The 14,079-nt window shown below is 65.2% G+C and carries 16 protein-coding genes, 6 tRNA genes and 1 riboswitch; of the genes, 7 read left to right on the top strand and 15 right to left on the bottom strand.

Annotation, left to right across the window (positions count from 1 at the left end; genetic code table 11):
• Positions 1 to 109 precede the first annotated feature (109 nt).
• Entirely contained in the window at positions 110 to 529 is a 420-nt protein-coding gene (gene hisI, locus AC5RWX_RS18100) for a phosphoribosyl-AMP cyclohydrolase (protein WP_494097717.1), read from the bottom strand.
• Between the two features lie 112 nt (positions 530 to 641).
• Here hisI and AC5RWX_RS18095 point away from each other — a divergent pair, with 112 nt between their 5' ends.
• The gene (locus AC5RWX_RS18095) at positions 642 to 1,286 is read left to right on the top strand and encodes a TIGR03085 family metal-binding protein (RefSeq protein WP_494097733.1); all 645 of its coding nucleotides are present in this window, start codon (positions 642 to 644) and stop codon (positions 1,284 to 1,286) included.
• Positions 1,287 to 1,373: 87 nt separating this feature from the next.
• On the opposite strand, the gene hisF is transcribed toward AC5RWX_RS18095, so the two are convergent.
• The 14 genes from hisF to AC5RWX_RS18025 form a co-directional block, all read right to left on the bottom strand.
• On the bottom strand, positions 1,374 to 2,150 hold the full coding sequence (gene hisF / locus AC5RWX_RS18090; protein ID WP_494097716.1) for an imidazole glycerol phosphate synthase subunit HisF: 777 nt from the start codon (positions 2,148 to 2,150) through the stop codon (positions 1,374 to 1,376).
• 50 nt (positions 2,151 to 2,200) lie between these two features.
• Positions 2,201 to 3,061 (bottom strand): ATP phosphoribosyltransferase, encoded by an 861-nt coding sequence (gene hisG / locus AC5RWX_RS18085; protein WP_494097715.1) that lies wholly within the window; start codon positions 3,059 to 3,061, stop codon positions 2,201 to 2,203.
• Positions 3,062 to 3,150: 89 nt separating this feature from the next.
• A complete protein-coding gene (locus AC5RWX_RS18080; RefSeq protein ID WP_015936881.1) occupies positions 3,151 to 3,414 on the bottom strand; it encodes a phosphoribosyl-ATP diphosphatase in 264 nt (87 codons plus the stop codon).
• A 94-nt stretch (positions 3,415 to 3,508) separates the two neighbouring features.
• On the bottom strand, positions 3,509 to 4,006 hold the full coding sequence (gene ribH, locus AC5RWX_RS18075) for a 6,7-dimethyl-8-ribityllumazine synthase (RefSeq protein WP_494097714.1): 498 nt from the start codon (positions 4,004 to 4,006) through the stop codon (positions 3,509 to 3,511).
• 35 nt (positions 4,007 to 4,041) lie between these two features.
• Entirely contained in the window at positions 4,042 to 4,827 is a 786-nt protein-coding gene (gene ribA / locus AC5RWX_RS18070; protein ID WP_494097713.1) for a GTP cyclohydrolase II, read from the bottom strand.
• A complete protein-coding gene (gene ribB, locus AC5RWX_RS18065) occupies positions 4,824 to 5,561 on the bottom strand; it encodes a 3,4-dihydroxy-2-butanone-4-phosphate synthase (protein WP_494097712.1) in 738 nt (245 codons plus the stop codon). The genes ribA and ribB overlap by 4 nt, the downstream gene beginning before the upstream one ends.
• On the bottom strand, positions 5,558 to 6,202 hold the full coding sequence (locus AC5RWX_RS18060; protein WP_494097711.1) for a riboflavin synthase: 645 nt from the start codon (positions 6,200 to 6,202) through the stop codon (positions 5,558 to 5,560). Before AC5RWX_RS18060 ends, ribB begins: the two co-directional genes overlap by 4 nt.
• Positions 6,202 to 7,320 carry a bifunctional diaminohydroxyphosphoribosylaminopyrimidine deaminase/5-amino-6-(5-phosphoribosylamino)uracil reductase RibD gene (gene ribD, locus AC5RWX_RS18055; protein WP_494097710.1) on the bottom strand — a complete coding sequence of 373 codons (1,119 nt, stop codon included), beginning with the start codon at positions 7,318 to 7,320 and terminating at the stop codon, positions 6,202 to 6,204. The genes AC5RWX_RS18060 and ribD overlap by 1 nt, the downstream gene beginning before the upstream one ends.
• A 176-nt stretch (positions 7,321 to 7,496) precedes the next feature.
• A riboswitch (FMN riboswitch) is annotated at positions 7,497 to 7,647 on the bottom strand.
• A 39-nt stretch (positions 7,648 to 7,686) separates the two neighbouring features.
• Positions 7,687 to 8,364 carry a ribulose-phosphate 3-epimerase gene (gene rpe, locus AC5RWX_RS18050; RefSeq protein WP_494097709.1) on the bottom strand — a complete coding sequence of 226 codons (678 nt, stop codon included), beginning with the start codon at positions 8,362 to 8,364 and terminating at the stop codon, positions 7,687 to 7,689.
• Positions 8,365 to 8,503: 139 nt separating this feature from the next.
• Positions 8,504 to 10,114, bottom strand: coding sequence for an RsmB/NOP family class I SAM-dependent RNA methyltransferase (locus AC5RWX_RS18045; protein WP_494097708.1), 1,611 nt, complete (start codon positions 10,112 to 10,114; stop codon positions 8,504 to 8,506).
• Positions 10,111 to 11,031 carry a methionyl-tRNA formyltransferase gene (gene fmt / locus AC5RWX_RS18040; RefSeq protein ID WP_494097707.1) on the bottom strand — a complete coding sequence of 307 codons (921 nt, stop codon included), beginning with the start codon at positions 11,029 to 11,031 and terminating at the stop codon, positions 10,111 to 10,113. Before fmt ends, AC5RWX_RS18045 begins: the two co-directional genes overlap by 4 nt.
• Positions 11,028 to 11,627: a peptide deformylase gene (gene def / locus AC5RWX_RS18035; RefSeq protein WP_494097706.1), complete on the bottom strand. Its 600-nt coding sequence runs from the start codon at positions 11,625 to 11,627 to the stop codon at positions 11,028 to 11,030. The genes fmt and def overlap by 4 nt, the downstream gene beginning before the upstream one ends.
• A 78-nt stretch (positions 11,628 to 11,705) precedes the next feature.
• A complete protein-coding gene (locus tag AC5RWX_RS18030; RefSeq protein WP_494097705.1) occupies positions 11,706 to 12,566 on the bottom strand; it encodes a cytochrome in 861 nt (286 codons plus the stop codon).
• 95 nt (positions 12,567 to 12,661) lie between these two features.
• Positions 12,662 to 12,733, bottom strand: a tRNA-Val gene (locus AC5RWX_RS18025).
• A 362-nt stretch (positions 12,734 to 13,095) separates the two neighbouring features.
• Here AC5RWX_RS18025 and AC5RWX_RS18020 point away from each other — a divergent pair.
• The 6 genes from AC5RWX_RS18020 to AC5RWX_RS17995 form a co-directional block, all read left to right on the top strand.
• Positions 13,096 to 13,168: transfer RNA gene (locus AC5RWX_RS18020), tRNA-Gly, on the top strand.
• 47 nt (positions 13,169 to 13,215) lie between these two features.
• Positions 13,216 to 13,286, top strand: a tRNA-Cys gene (locus AC5RWX_RS18015).
• A 40-nt stretch (positions 13,287 to 13,326) separates the two neighbouring features.
• A tRNA-Val gene (locus tag AC5RWX_RS18010) sits at positions 13,327 to 13,401 on the top strand.
• 57 nt (positions 13,402 to 13,458) lie between these two features.
• A tRNA-Gly gene (locus AC5RWX_RS18005) sits at positions 13,459 to 13,531 on the top strand.
• Between the two features lie 41 nt (positions 13,532 to 13,572).
• A tRNA-Val gene (locus AC5RWX_RS18000) sits at positions 13,573 to 13,644 on the top strand.
• Positions 13,645 to 13,829: 185 nt separating this feature from the next.
• On the top strand, positions 13,830 to 14,079 hold a 250-nt coding region (locus AC5RWX_RS17995), incomplete at its 3' end, for an antitoxin (RefSeq protein ID WP_494097704.1).

The raw sequence follows: 14,079 nt of genomic DNA, 5'->3' as shown, positions 1-14,079 counted from the left end.
ATGCTGTTCCGCCTGTTCTCGTAGGGCCGGCCGCGCCGGCGCCTGGTGGTGTGCTTGCAGGGGTGGCCAGCCCTCCCCCGCGTTCCGCAGCAACCTGCGGTAAAGAATGTCAGCCTGCGTGGCCGGTGCTGACAGCCAGGTCCCTGCCGTCGAAGCAGGTGCGGGTGCCGGTGTGGCAGGCGGCGCCCACCTGGTCCACGCGGACCAGCAACGCATCGCCGTCGCAGTCCATGGCCACGGACTTTACCCACTGGACGTGCCCGGACGTGTCTCCCTTGCGCCAGTACTCCTGGCGGGAGCGGGAATAGAAGGTGACCCGCCCGCTGGTCATGGTCCGGTGCAGCGCCTCGTCATCCATCCAGCCCAGCATCAGCACCTCGTTGGTGTCGAATTGCTGCACGACGGCGGCCACCAGGCCTGCGCTGTCGCGCTTGAGGGCCGCGGCCAGTTCGGCCGGTAGCGGACTTGCCGACTGCACGGCAGGCACGGCGGGATCAGTGGTTGGGGCGGGGGCGGGCTGCTCAGACATCAGGTCAAGTCTAGTGCCTTGGCCATGCCCCAATTCCTGTACGAACAACGGATCGCCTGCCCCGCTGGCCACGCTGCCCAACTGCGCGGCTCTCGTGCTAGTTTCACAAGTGATGCATTTCGTCGACCCGTCCCGAGAAGTCCTGGCCGAAACCCTCCTTGCGGCAGGTCCTGACGCGCCCACGCTCTGCAAAGGCTGGCGCACCAGGGACCTTGCCGCACACCTCTACCTGCGCGAACGCAAAGCCGCCGTGGGACTTGGTTTGATCATCAAGCGCCTGGCGAAGGCATCTGACCAAGCCACCGCGAAGCTGGCCGCGAGGATCACCACCGCGGAAGCCTACGCCCGGCTGGTCAACACTTTCCGCGCCGGGCCGCCGGCTCTCTCGCCCATGAACATCAAGGGGCTGAACGAGAGCGCCAACCTCATTGAGTACTTTGTGCACACAGAGGACGTGCGCCGCGCCGTGGACCGGTGGGCGCCGCGGGCACTGGACGAAGCCTATTCAGACGCCCTCTGGGATGAGCTCGTCAAGCGCGCCGCCATCCTGTACCGGGGAGTTGACCTGGGCATCGTGCTGGTACGGCCGTCAGGACCGCGGCATGTTGCCAAGCGCGCTCCCGTTTCGGTGGCCATCGTCGGTGAGCCGGGCGAACTGCTGATGCATGCACACGGCCGGACCCGCCATGCCCTGGTCACCTTCGAAGGCCAGCCGGACGCGGTCGCCCTCCTCCAGTCAGCCGAAGTAGGGCTTTAGAGACGATACGCGGGGCCGCTTTGCGCGGAAAACCACCCTCGTGATGAGCGCGCTGGACAACCCCGCGTTGCTTTCCCAGGGCGGGAATTACCTGACCTCGAAGCCCGCTTCCCTGATGGCTGTCTTGACCTGCGACATCATGTCATCCGGTCCCCAGTGGAAGATGGATGCGGCCAGTACTGCGTCGGCGCCTGCTGCCACGGCGGGCGGAAAGTGCGCCGGCTCCCCCGCGCCGCCCGAAGCGATGATCGGCACCTTGACGGCTGCCCGGACCAGGCCGATGAGCTCCAGGTCAAAACCGTCCTTGGTGCCGTCGGCGTCGATGGAGTTCAGCAGGATCTCGCCCACGCCTCGGTCCGCGGCTTCCTTTGCCCACGCGATGGCGTCAATCCCCGTGCCGGTGCGTCCGCCGTGGGTGGTTACTTCAAATCCCGACGGCGTGGGCTGGGACCCGGGGCGGGTGCGGCGGGCATCGACCGACAGGACAAGGACCTGGGAACCGAAGTGCCGGGTGATCTCGTCGATGACGTCGGGCCGCGCCACGGCAGCCGTATTGATGGACGCCTTGTCCGCGCCGAAGCGAAGAAGCTTGTCCACCTCTGCCACGCCGCGGACCCCGCCGCCCACGCAGAGCGGAATGAACACTTCCTCTGCGGTCCGGCGAACCACATCGAAGGTGGTTTCGCGATTGCCCGAGGACGCCGTGACGTCCAGAAAGGTCAGCTCGTCGGCGCCGGCGTTGTCGTAGCGGTGGGCCAGCTCCACCGGGTCCCCCGCGTCGCGGAGGCCCTCGAAGTTGACGCCCTTGACGACGCGCCCGGCGTCGACGTCGAGGCAGGGAATGACGCGTACGGCTACTGCCATGGGAACTCCTGGAAATCTGTGGTGCGTTGATGCAGCGGGGCGTTGCGGAATCAGATACGGCAGGCGTGGATGCTGCTGACCAGGATGGCGCGCGCGCCAAGATCGTACAGCTCATCCATGATCCGGTTGGTTTCCCGCTTCGGCACCATGGAGCGCACGGCAACCCAGTCCGAGTCCCGCAGCGGCGAGACCGTTGGTGATTCCAGGCCGGGCGTCAGAGCAGCGGCCTGTTCGACGAGTTCCTTGCGGATGTCATAGTCCATCAGCACGTACTGTCGGGCCACCAGCACACCCTGCAGGCGGCGGATCAGGACCTCGATTTCCTTGGTGGTGCCGTTCGCGGCACCACCTGCTTCGGTCCGCCGTATCAGGACGGCTTCGGACTTGAGGATCGGCTCGCCGAAAATCTCCATCCCGGCCGCCTTGAGGGTATTGCCGGTTTCGACGACGTCCGCAATGGCGTCCGCAACCCCCAGCCTTACGGAGGATTCGACGGCGCCGTCCAGGCGCACCACCTTGGCGTTGATGCCGCGTTCTGCAAGGTAGCCGCGGAGCAGGCCGTCATAGCTTGTGGCCAGCCGCTTGCCATCCAGCTCCTCCACCTTGGCGAAGTCCCCTACCGGACCGGCAAAGCGGAAGGTGGAAGCGGCGAATCCCAGCGGAAGCAGCTCCTCTGCTTCCACCTCCGCGTCCAGCAGCAGGTCACGTCCGGTGATGCCGACGTCGAGCGTTCCCTGCCCGACGTAAACGGCGATGTCGCGCGGACGGAGGAAGAAGAATTCGATGTCGTTGTCCGGGTCAACCATGACCAGTTCGCGGGTGTCGCGTCGCTGGCGGTAGCCTGCTTCAGACAGCATGGCGGAGGCGGCTTCGGACAGGGAACCCTTATTGGGGACGGCTACTCGCAGCATGGGAAATCTTTCTGGATTCGGGAGGTCTAAGAAGTCAGGCAATGCAGGCCACGGCGGGCACCGGCGGCAAAGGCACGCCGGACCGGTGGCTACAGATGCTTGTAGACGTCTTCCAGGGTCAGGCCTTTGGCGAGCATCAGAACCTGCAGGTGGTACAGCAGCTGGGAGATTTCCTCGGCCGCCGCTTCATCGGATTCATATTCGGCAGCCATCCATACCTCGGCTGCTTCCTCAACGACTTTCTTGCCGATGCCGTGGACACCGGAGTCCAATTCAGCGACGGTGCGGGAGCCTTCCGGGCGGGTGGCTGCCTTCTCGCTGAGTTCAGCGAACAGCGTCTCGAAATTCTTCACGCCCTCCAGCCTACTTGCTGCGGCCCGAAGGGCGCCTGTCGGGCCGCAGCATGACGGGCGCGATGTGAGCGAACACACACGCGCCCGCCATACGTCAAGCCTGCTGGCTGCGGTACTGCTTGAGCACGACGGCGGTGGCGAGTGCCGCGGTGACGGCTTCGTGGCCTTTGTCTTCCTTTGAGCCGGGAAGGCCGGCACGGTCCAGGCCCTGCTGTTCGGTGTCGCAGGTCAGGACGCCGAAGCCCACTGGAACTCCGGTGCGCACACTCACGTCGGTGAGGCCCGACGTCGCCGCCTGGCAGACGTAGTCGAAGTGCGGCGTACCGCCGCGGATGACGACGCCGAGGGCTACGACGGCGTCGAAATGCGGTGCCAGCCGCGCGGCAGCGACAGGCAGCTCAAAGCTGCCCGGGACGCGCAGGACCGTGGGCTCGGCAATGCCGGCGTCCTTCGCCGCGCGCAGGGCACCATCCAGGAGCCCATCCATGATCTGGGTGTGCCAGCTGGCGGCAACGATGGCCAGCCGCAGCTGGGATGTTTCTGCCGGGTTGAGGGTGGTGAGGTCGATGTCGGGGGCGCCGTGTCCGCTCATAGGTGAATGCTGTTCCGTTCAGTCTTGTTGGTGGGTCAGTCTTGCTCGTGGTCAAAGGAAGTATCAGGGGTTGTGACGGACAAGGGCACGGGGATGCCCATGTGGCTGCCCAGAACCAGGCGGTGCTCCATGCGGTCCTTCTTGGTCTGCAGGTACCGGATGTTCTGGTCGCGGGACGGGACCTCGGTGGGGACCATTTCCACAACCTTGACGCCAGCCTTCGCCAGCCTGTTCTGCTTGTCCGGGTTGTTGCTCAGGAGCCGGACTTCATGCAGTCCCATCTCGGCCAGCACCTGTGCGGCTGCCTTGTAGCACCGGGCGTCCACGGGCAGGCCCAGCTGTTCGTTGGCCTCCACGGTGTCGAAACCGGCCTCCTGCAGCGCGTAGGCCTTCATCTTATTGGCGAGGCCGATGCCCCGGCCTTCCTGTCCGCGCAGGTACAACAGGGTTCCGCCGTGCTCGCGGATCATTTCCAGCGCATAGGCCAACTGCTCGCCGCAATCGCAGCGGTAGGAACCGAAGACATCGCCAGTAAGGCATTCCGAGTGCAGCCGGACCAGGGGGGCCTGGCCGTCTTTGGGCGGATTGGGGGAACTGACGGCCAGGTGTTCGGCACCGGTCGCCAGGTCTATCCATGCTTGGGCGATGAAATCACCAAACGCTGTTGGCAGCTGGACGATGGGCCCGCCGCTGACCGGATGGGGTACCCGGCCGTCACCGGACTCTGCAGGGTGATGGCCGTTGGCAGGCGCGATCCTGTGGTAGCCGTTGCCTGGGTCGGGCAGGTGGTGGCCGTCTCCCAAAGCTCCGGAAGCCGTCATCGTATCTCCTCTTCTCCGCCCGGACGTCCTGCCCGGGTGCCGCCAGCAGCCGATGTACCCGCCGCCTCAAGGTAGGCCACCAGGTCTTCGATGGAGATCAGGGGACATCCGTGTTCAGCTGCGAAGGCACGGAGCCCGTCCAGCCGCATCATTTCACCGTCATCGTAGACGACTTCGGCGATGACAGCCGCAGCTTCCAGGCCGGCCAGACGGCACAGGTCCACGGCGGCCTCGGTGTGGCCAGGACGTTCCCGCACACCACCATCAACCGCACGCAGCGGAAAAATATGCCCGGGGCGGGTCACGGACGACGGTCCGGACTGTGGATCCGCGAGGACCCTGGCCGTGAGGGCCCGGTCCGTCGCGGAAATTCCGGTGCTGACGCCGATGGCGGCGTCACAGGAAACCGTGTAGGCGGTGCCCTTGGCGTCCTCATTGACCGCCACCATGGGCGGCAGTGCCAGTGCGTCCGCACGGTCACCGGACAGCGGAACGCAGATGACGCCGGAACTGTACCGGATAGTCCATCCCATCAGCGCAGGAGTGGCGTGCTGGGCGGCGAAAATGATGTCCCCCTCGTTTTCCCGGTCCTCGTTGTCCACGGCCAGCACGGGGCGGCCGGCCGCGAGGGCACGCACCGCTTCCTCGATGGTGTTCAATCCGGGGGCCTTGTCTGCCTGGGTATTGGGGGCGGCGGGGGCCACTTCGGGTTCGAACCGGACTGCGGCGTTCATCGTGCTCCTCCTTCAACAGCGGCGGGCGCTGGGGTGTTGAACGCAAGGAGGCGTTCGGTGTACTTGGCCAGGACGTCCACTTCCAGGTTCACCCGGCTGCCGGTGCTCTTGGCACCGAGCCCGGTTTCGGCGAGGGTGGTGGGGATGAGCCCCACCTCGAACCAGGGGCTCTGCTCAGCTGCGGGGCTGACCGCCGTGACGGTGAGTGAGACGCCGTCGATGGCTATGGACCCCTTTTCCGCAATGTAGCGGGCAAGGTTCCCGGGCACCCCGAAACGAAGCCTTTCCCAGTTGCCAAACGGCTCGCGTTCAAGCAGCACGCCGACGCCGTCCACGTGGCCCTGGACGACGTGCCCGTCCAGCCTGCCACCGGCAGGGACGCAGCGCTCAAGGTTGACGGCGTCGCCGGGAGCCAGCTCGCCGATGGTGCTGCGGACCAGGGTCTCCCCCATAACGTCCACGCTGAATTCTTTGCCGTCTATTTCGGTGGCGGTGAGGCAAACGCCGTTGACGGCGATTGACCCTCCAAGGGCGAGCCCTTCTGTGGTGCCGGGCGCGTGCAGCCGGACCGTGGCGCTGGCATCCCCGTCCCTGTCGACGGATAGGACGTGCCCTTGCTCGGCGATAATTCCGGTGAACATCAGTAGCCTCCCTGGGCTTGCTCCGCGGTGGTGCGGGACGGTTGTTGTCGGTCTAGGGCAACGGGGTGTTGCGGTCGAAGGTGGAGTCTTAGGTCCCGGCCCAGCGTTCGGACGGCGCCGCCGTCGGACGGGTCCCATTCCCACTGCTGCGCGTCGGTGAGGGTGCTGATTCCCAAACCGGTGAGGGCGGGAGTTCCGGAGCCAAGCAGCGTGGGGGCCAGGTAGACAATGAGTTCGTCAACGAGTTCGGCCGCGAGGAATGCGCTGAGGATCCGTGATCCTCCCTCGACCATAAGGTGGCGGATTCCGGACCCGTAAAGGGAGGACAGCGCTTCCTGGGGGTCGCGGGTCGGGAGGTGCGTCACCATGCCGTCACTTCCGCGAATCGCGGCATCTGCCGGGATGTCACGCAGTCCCATCACGGCCCGCAACGGCTGTTGCTGTGCCGGGGTTCCTGTGGCGTCCCGGGCAGTGAGGCGGGGGTTGTCCACGAGCACGGTCTGCGTTCCCACGAGGATTGCATCGATGCGTCCGCGGATTGCGTGGTTGTCGGCCAGGGATTCCGGACCGGATATCCACTGGCTGGTGCCGTCATCTGCTGCAATGCGGCTGTCCAGAGTCTGCGCGATGTGCAGCGTGACGAACGGGCGTTTTTCCGCCACTGCCTCAAACCACCGGCGGTTCAGGTCCAATGCTGCGGCGGCAGCCAGTCCGCTGCGCACGCGCACGCCTGCCTCCCTCAGGGTGGCGGCCCCGCCGGCTGCGGGGTCGTGGGGATCGTCGACGGCGTAGACGACGTCGGTTATTCCGGCCGCGATGATCGCCTTGGCACAGGGGCCGGTGCGGCCGACGTGGTTGCAGGGCTCCAAGGTCACCACCATGGTGCAGCCGGAGAGATCCAGCCCTGCGGCAGCCGCCTGCGCTATCGCGTCTGCTTCGGCGTGGGCGGTACCTGCCCCGCGGTGGTAACCCGTCACGAGTTCGCGGCCCTCTGAATCGACGACGACGGCCCCCACCAGGGGGTTCGCGCCGCGGGGGCCCTGAAGGGCCGCCTGCAGGGCGGCTTCCATCGCAGCGGTCTCGGCGGCAGTAAAGGCTGTAGCAACTCCGGCCGTCATGCGGGAGCCTCAATGGCGGTGCTGCCAGGCATGGCGGCAGCGGAGTTTGTGGCGTTTAAGAGCCATCGCAGCAGGTTCATAGTGCTTGTGTCGTTCCTTCCCTTTAGAACCGCGATGGCTCCGGGGGAATACGACAGCAGAAGGCCGCGGCATCCCATGACGCCGCAGAAACAGCTGTACGTGCTTCTCTCATCCAGACTTTAACTGTCGGTACCGGAATTTCACCGGTTCAACCGTCCGCCGGGATTCTCCCTGAGGAAAATCCCGGCTCGCGGGTCGCGGACTGTCACCGCCGGTTCGGACTTACACCGACCCCGGAGCACGTATGTGTGTTGCTATTGTGCCATAACGGCGTACGGCTCCCTGCTATTCCGCCGCGGTACGTAACGTCTGGCTCCCTGCCTGGCGCAGGCGGTCGATGGTCGCGGCCGGATCCTCCGCACCGTACACGGCTGAACCTGCGACGAAGACGTTGGCGCCGGCCTCTGCTGCACGGGTGATGGTGTCTTCGGTGATGCCGCCGTCAACCTGGATGGCCACACCGATCCCTGAACCGTCGATGGCCTGCCTGGCACGCCGGATTTTCGGCAAGGTGACATCCAGGAACGCCTGGCCGCCGAATCCCGGCTCCACTGTCATGATGAGCAGCATGTCCAACTCGGGAAGCATGTCCAGGTACGGCTCAACAGGCGTACCGGGCCGAAGCGCCATTCCTGCCTTGGCACCCCTGGCCCGCAGTTCGCGGGCGAGCTTGATGGGCGCAATCGCGGCTTCGGCGTGAAAGGTGACTGATGCCAGGCCGGCATCTGCAAAACCTGGTGCCCAGCGGTCGGCGTCGGCAATCATCAGATGCGCGTCGAGGGGCACCGGGCTTACGGCCTGGATCCGCTGCACCACCGGCAGGCCGATGGTGAGGTTGGGCACAAAATGGTTGTCCATTACGTCCACGTGCACCGCGTCCGCGTTGCTGATGCGCTGCAGCTCAGCCTCAAGGTTGACGAAATCGGCGGACAGGATGCTTGGGTTGATGCAGCATTGCGTCACAGTAGGAACCTTTCACGGGTCAGGTCTCTTTGCCGCCCAAGGCCCTTGGGGACCAAAGGCTTGCAGGAAACCAGGACTTTTTTGCGGACCAGGACTTTTTGCGGACCAGGGCTTTTCGCGGCTCAGGGCTTTTCGCGGCTCAGGGCTTCTTGTGGATCAGGGCCAGGAACATGGCATCGGTGCCGTGGACGTGGGGCCACAGCTGCGCGGTCGAATCATGCCCGGCGCCGAGGTTGCCCGGAAGGCTGACGCTGTCCAGGGTTTGCCCAGCCTCCAACAGTTCAAGGTCATCGCGTTTGCGGAGCACATCCGCGACCACGGCAGTGGTCTCGGCCGGGTGGGGCGAGCACGTCACGTAGGCAACCACTCCACCGGGACGGACGGCGGCCAGTGCCGATCTGAGGAGATCGCGCTGGAGCTGGCCAAGGTCTGCCAGGTCCTTGGGTGTGCGGCGCCAACGGGACTCAGGCCGCCGCCGGAGCGCGCCCAGTCCGCTGCAGGGAACGTCTACGAGTACCCGGTCAAAAGCTTCGGGCTGCTCCGTGCCCACCTCGCGGCCGTCACCCGTACGCACCTGCCAGGTGTCCCGCGGGACAGCGGAAAGCGCCTGGCTCACAAGTTTGGCGCGGTGCGGTGCGGGTTCATTCGCCAGCAGGGTGGCGCCCCTCTGGCTGGCCAGCGCGCCGAGCAGTGCTGCCTTGCCACCCGGCCCGGCGCACAGATCCAGCCAGGCCTCGCCAGAGCTTTCACCATCTGAGCCACTGTTCGGGCCCAGGTCCACGGCCGCCATGGCGCGCGCCACCAGCTGCGAGCCGACGTCCTGCACCCTGGTGCTGCCCTCCCGTACGGAGGCAAGCCGCCCCAGGTCCCCGCCGCTGGAAAGTGCCGAGCCTTCCACCAATTCGCCGGGGGTGGCTCCGTTTTCCAGGGCCTCGTCGAGGTTGCCGATGCCGGGCAGGGCCACCAGGTTAACCACCGGCGCGGCGTTGTCCGCTTCCAACAAGTCGCTGATTTCCGAGGCAGAGCGCCCGTGCGCCACGAGTGACTGGCGCATGGCACGGACGATCCACTCCGGATGGGCGTAACGGAGGGAGGCAACCTTGGTCTCGTCGGTTTCTCCAGCGACCAGCTGCTCCAGCCACTCCTCGAGGGTGTGCGCAGTGACCTTCCGGAGGACGGCATTGATGAGGGCCGATGGTCCAGCGCCGATTACTGCACGGGCCAGGCCAACAGTCTGGTCCAGGGCGGCGTGCGCCGGGACGCGCATGGCCAGCAGTTGGTGCGCTCCGATTCGAAGGGCGTCGAGGATGGCAGGGTCCAGTTGTTCCAGCGGCCGGTCCACGCACCGGGCAAGGATGGCGTCATAAGTTCCCTGGCCGCGGAGCGCCCCGTAACTGAGTTCGGTGGCGAAGCCTGCGTCCCGTTTGTCCAGGCCGTGGTGCCGGATCCGTGCGGGCAGCACCAAGTTGGCATATGCGTCTTCGGCGGCTACTGCACGAAGGACTTCGAAGGCCACCAGTCGGGCGGGATCTGCCCTGCGGGTGCGCTGGGAGGGGGCGTTGTCGGTGAAACTGCGCTGGGCGCTGCGGTTCCGTTCCCTGCCCTTGGCGTTTCGGTTGCTCGAATCACGGGGTCCTCCTTGGCCGCGGCCACCGCGCTGGCCGTCGTTCCCGCCGCCGGCTGCGCTTCCGGCTCCCTTTCCGCCCCCGGCTTTGCCGCGACCGCCCTGATTGCCGCCAGACCCGCTCATTCGAACACCACGCTTTCAAGGGAAGCCATACCGCGTGCCCAATCGGCAGCGGCCATCATCTTTTTGCCGGCCGGCTGTATCCGGGTCAGCTCGACGGCATGTGAGCCGGTTCCTACCAGCACGCATTTGCCCTGCAGCGAGACGGACCCGGGCGCGAGGCCGGCAACGTCCGGCCGAAGCCGTACGGGAGCCAGCTTGATGCGCTGGCCGTCCATCACTGTCCATGCTCCGGGCTCGGGAGTGACACCCCGCGCCTGCCGCCCAATAGCCAGGGCAGGGTGTTTCCAGTGAAGGCGCCCGTCATCGAGGGTCAGCTTGGGGGCGAGGGAAACCTCGCCGGACTGCGGAACGGCTGCCGCCTTGCCGGCGTCAATGGCAGAGAGGGTCTGGGCCAGGAGCACTGCCCCGCTGTGGGACAGCCGCTCCAGCAACTCCCCCGCGGTATCATCCGGCCCCACCGTTTCCGTGAGGGTGCCAAAAACGGGCCCGGTGTCCAGGCCCTCCTCCAATTGGAAGGTCACCGCACCGGTGACGTCATCACCGGCCATCACGGCACGCTGCACCGGCGCGGCGCCGCGCCAGGCGGGAAGGAGAGAAAAGTGCAGGTTGATCCAGCCGTGCCGCGGGATACCGAGCGCGGCGGCGGGAACCAGTCCGCCGTAAGCGACAATCGCGGCCACATCGGGGCTGACAGCAGAAATCCTGGCGGCGGTTTCCGCATCAATCCGGGCCGCGTGGATAACCTCGATGCCAAGCTCGGCGGCACGGGCGGCTACGGGTGAGGGTGTCAGCACGCGTTTGCGGCCTATCGGCGCGTCAGGCCTGGTCAGGACTGCAACAACCTCGAAACCTGCTTCAACGAGCGCATTAAGGGACGGAACAGCGACGGCGGGGGTCCCCGCGAAAAGGACCCTCACCCGTTGGCACCAGCCGCGCCGGCACCGAAGCTCGACCCGGAGGCGGCGCCGCCGAAACTTGAGCCGACCGTTCTGGCGCGCTTCGCCGTCGTCCGTTCGGTGACGGAGTCGTAGTTGGCGTTGCGGATGGAGCGCAGGGCAGCTTTCCGGTCCTCGCCCTCCAGCCGGTCTGTGTAGAGGATTCCGTCCAGGTGGTCGTTCTCATGCTGGAAGCAGCGCGCCAGCATCCCCTCGCCCTCAACTGTGACGGGGTCTCCGTGCACGTCCACGCCGGTGACGCGGGTGGAGCGGAAACGGCGTACGGGGAAACCAAGACCGGGGATGGACAGGCAGCCTTCCACCTGGTCGGGCTGGAAATCTTCGCTGTTTTCCAGCACGGGGTTGATGATGTGCCCTTCCACTCCGTCAATCCGATACGTAAAGACGCGCTGGCTCACCCCCACCTGGGGCGCGGCCAGGCCCGCACCGTCAACGTCTTCCATCGTTTCGGTCATATCCGCCACCAGCTTGGCCAGCTCAGGCCCGAATTCCGTCACAGGATCGGCAACTGTGCGCAGCACAGGATCACCGATAATGCGGATATTCAGAATAGCCATGCGCTGTTTTTCCTTACGGTTGGCGGTAAAGGGAACCTATCCAGTTTAGGCGCAGACGCCTTGGGCGTAGCCAAACGCCTAGGCGGTCTGTACCTGCGCGAGCGGCGGCGGGGCAATGGGCAGCAGTGCGGTCCCGGCCGAAATGGTGTCCGCCGACAGTTCCCAGACACGCCGAAGGGCGCAGAACTTCCACCAGTGGTGCTTAAGGACCTCAGGGTTGGCCCGGACCGGCCGCACCTCGGTTTCGCCGATGGCCACAGCAAGCAGGACAGGGTTGTCGCCGTATTTCCAGGGCTCCCAAGTTCCGGCCTCCGGATCCACCAGGCTCTCTTCTGCCTTCATACCGGCCACCAACTGCATCACCACTTTGTCGTCCAGCGGCTTGACCAGCCCGTCCCGGGTGGTGCCCTTTGTCTTGTAGTCAATCAGGCAAACCCTGCCGTTGATGCGGGCCACGAGGTCCAGGGTGCCGGCGTAGCCTACCGCGTTGTTCCAAACGGTGATCTCCGGGGCGATAGGTTCCACCCGGAAAAGCTCCCACCATTCATCAAAGCGGACGGCGAAAGCCTCTTCACCGTTGGCGGCCAGTGCCTCCCGGGCTTCCTTCATGGCATGCGGGCGGTTCAGCGCCCGCAGGGCCACCTGCTCACAGTAGTAATGCACGCGGTCCCCACGCCTGGCGGCCTCGTCCCGGTACGTTTCCGCAGCCTTGGCCGCGCGGTTGACGGCCTGCTTGATTTTGGCAGGGCTGCCCAGGCAGTCGGCGAGCAGCGGATCGTTTGCCAGGCTGCTGGCCCCCATGTATCCAAACCAGCCGTCAAGCCCGTGCGGCTGCTGGCCGATCACCGTGGTGATGGACGGCACGGAGAAATGCTCAGAGGTGGACCGGGCATACATCCGTCCGTATTCCGTGGCGTGGGCAAGAAGTGGAGCAGTCATAACAAAGACTCTTTCACAGGGGGCTGACAGAATGTCCGGGCGCACAAAAAAGGTCCGTTTCCGCTGCGGATGAGCGGAAACGGACCGATATGCGGTGGGCGATACTGGGTTCGAACCAGTGACCTCTTCGGTGTGAACGAAGCGCGCTACCACTGCGCCAATCGCCCTGATGCTCTTGAATGGTAGCGGACCTTGCAGCCAATTCGGAAATCGGCGCCAACGGCAGCGAGAACGGGCACCCAACCAGGAAACCCGAGCAGGCAGCGGACCCGATTGAACGACGCGGACCGGCGGGATGAACCGGATACCAGCCTGGTCCAAACCCTGGCCAGCGCACCCAAAGCCACCTGCCGGCGTCAGGAATTACACTCCTGTAACTAAGGGAATTCCGCGCCATTGCAGGGAAGCAGCGCCATTGGCCGTTTATGAAGGTCGCGCGATTTGGAGAATCCCGGAACCTCCTATATTGTTTTTACTCGTTGGAAAGCGAGGAAATGCCGGGAACGGCAGCGAATCGGCCCTCCAAAATGCGGACGTAGCTCAGCTGGTAGAGCACCACCTTGCCAAGGTGGATGTCGCGAGTTCGAATCTCGTCGTCCGCTCGCAGGACACTGTCACGGCAAAGGTTCTTCTGAACCGGCGCTTACACGGTGGGTTGGCCGAGAGGCGAGGCAGCGGCCTGCAAAGCCGTATACACGGGTTCGAATCCCGTACCCACCTCGGTGAAAACCATGGTTTCCGGTGTTTTCCGGATAAACATGGGCGATTGGCGCAGCGGTAGCGCGCTTCCCTGACACGGAAGAGGTCACTGGTTCGATCCCAGTATCGCCCACCAAGCAAGGAAACTTGCTTCATGCAGTTCGACCGGCCCTGGCCGGAGCGTACTTCATATGCGGACGTAGCTCAGCTGGTAGAGCACCACCTTGCCAAGGTGGATGTCGCGAGTTCGAATCTCGTCGTCCGCTCTCTTACTCCTTACAATCCCATAAGCCGGGCTTCCGGTTCCGGGCGATTGGCGCAGCGGTAGCGCGCTTCCCTGACACGGAAGAGGTCACTGGTTCGATCCCAGTATCGCCCACATTCAGCAGCTCCTTGGAGCTGCTTTTTTCTTGCCCTGCGGCCATTGCCCCACTCAGGAGACTGCAGCTCTATCCGCTGCGGGCGAACGCCCAGTGCCCCTGATTTCCTTGGCAGGGATCCGCCTGCAGGGCTAGGATCGAATGCGGAGGAGCGACCTGGCTCCGCGATTGAAGGGAGGTGCTCGTGGGACTGATTGGCGACCTAAAGGGCAAGGCTCAGGGTCTTATCCGCGGCAACGAGCAGGCCATCAAGAACGGCATCACCAAGGCCGGCGATTTCGTCGACACCAAGACCGGAGGCAAGTACTCAGGTCACGTCAACAAGATCCAGCATGGCGCTTCCAAGCTCGTTGACCAGAACGGAACTCCGGGCCAGGCACCTGCCCCCGGGCAGGTTCCGCCGGTCAACCCGGTTCCGCCGGTTGACAAGGCTC

This window comes from Arthrobacter sp. SPT-J7 (assembly GCF_059089965.1).
Note: the sequence above shows the minus strand (reverse complement) of the source record. Positions and strands in the feature narration are given on the sequence as shown.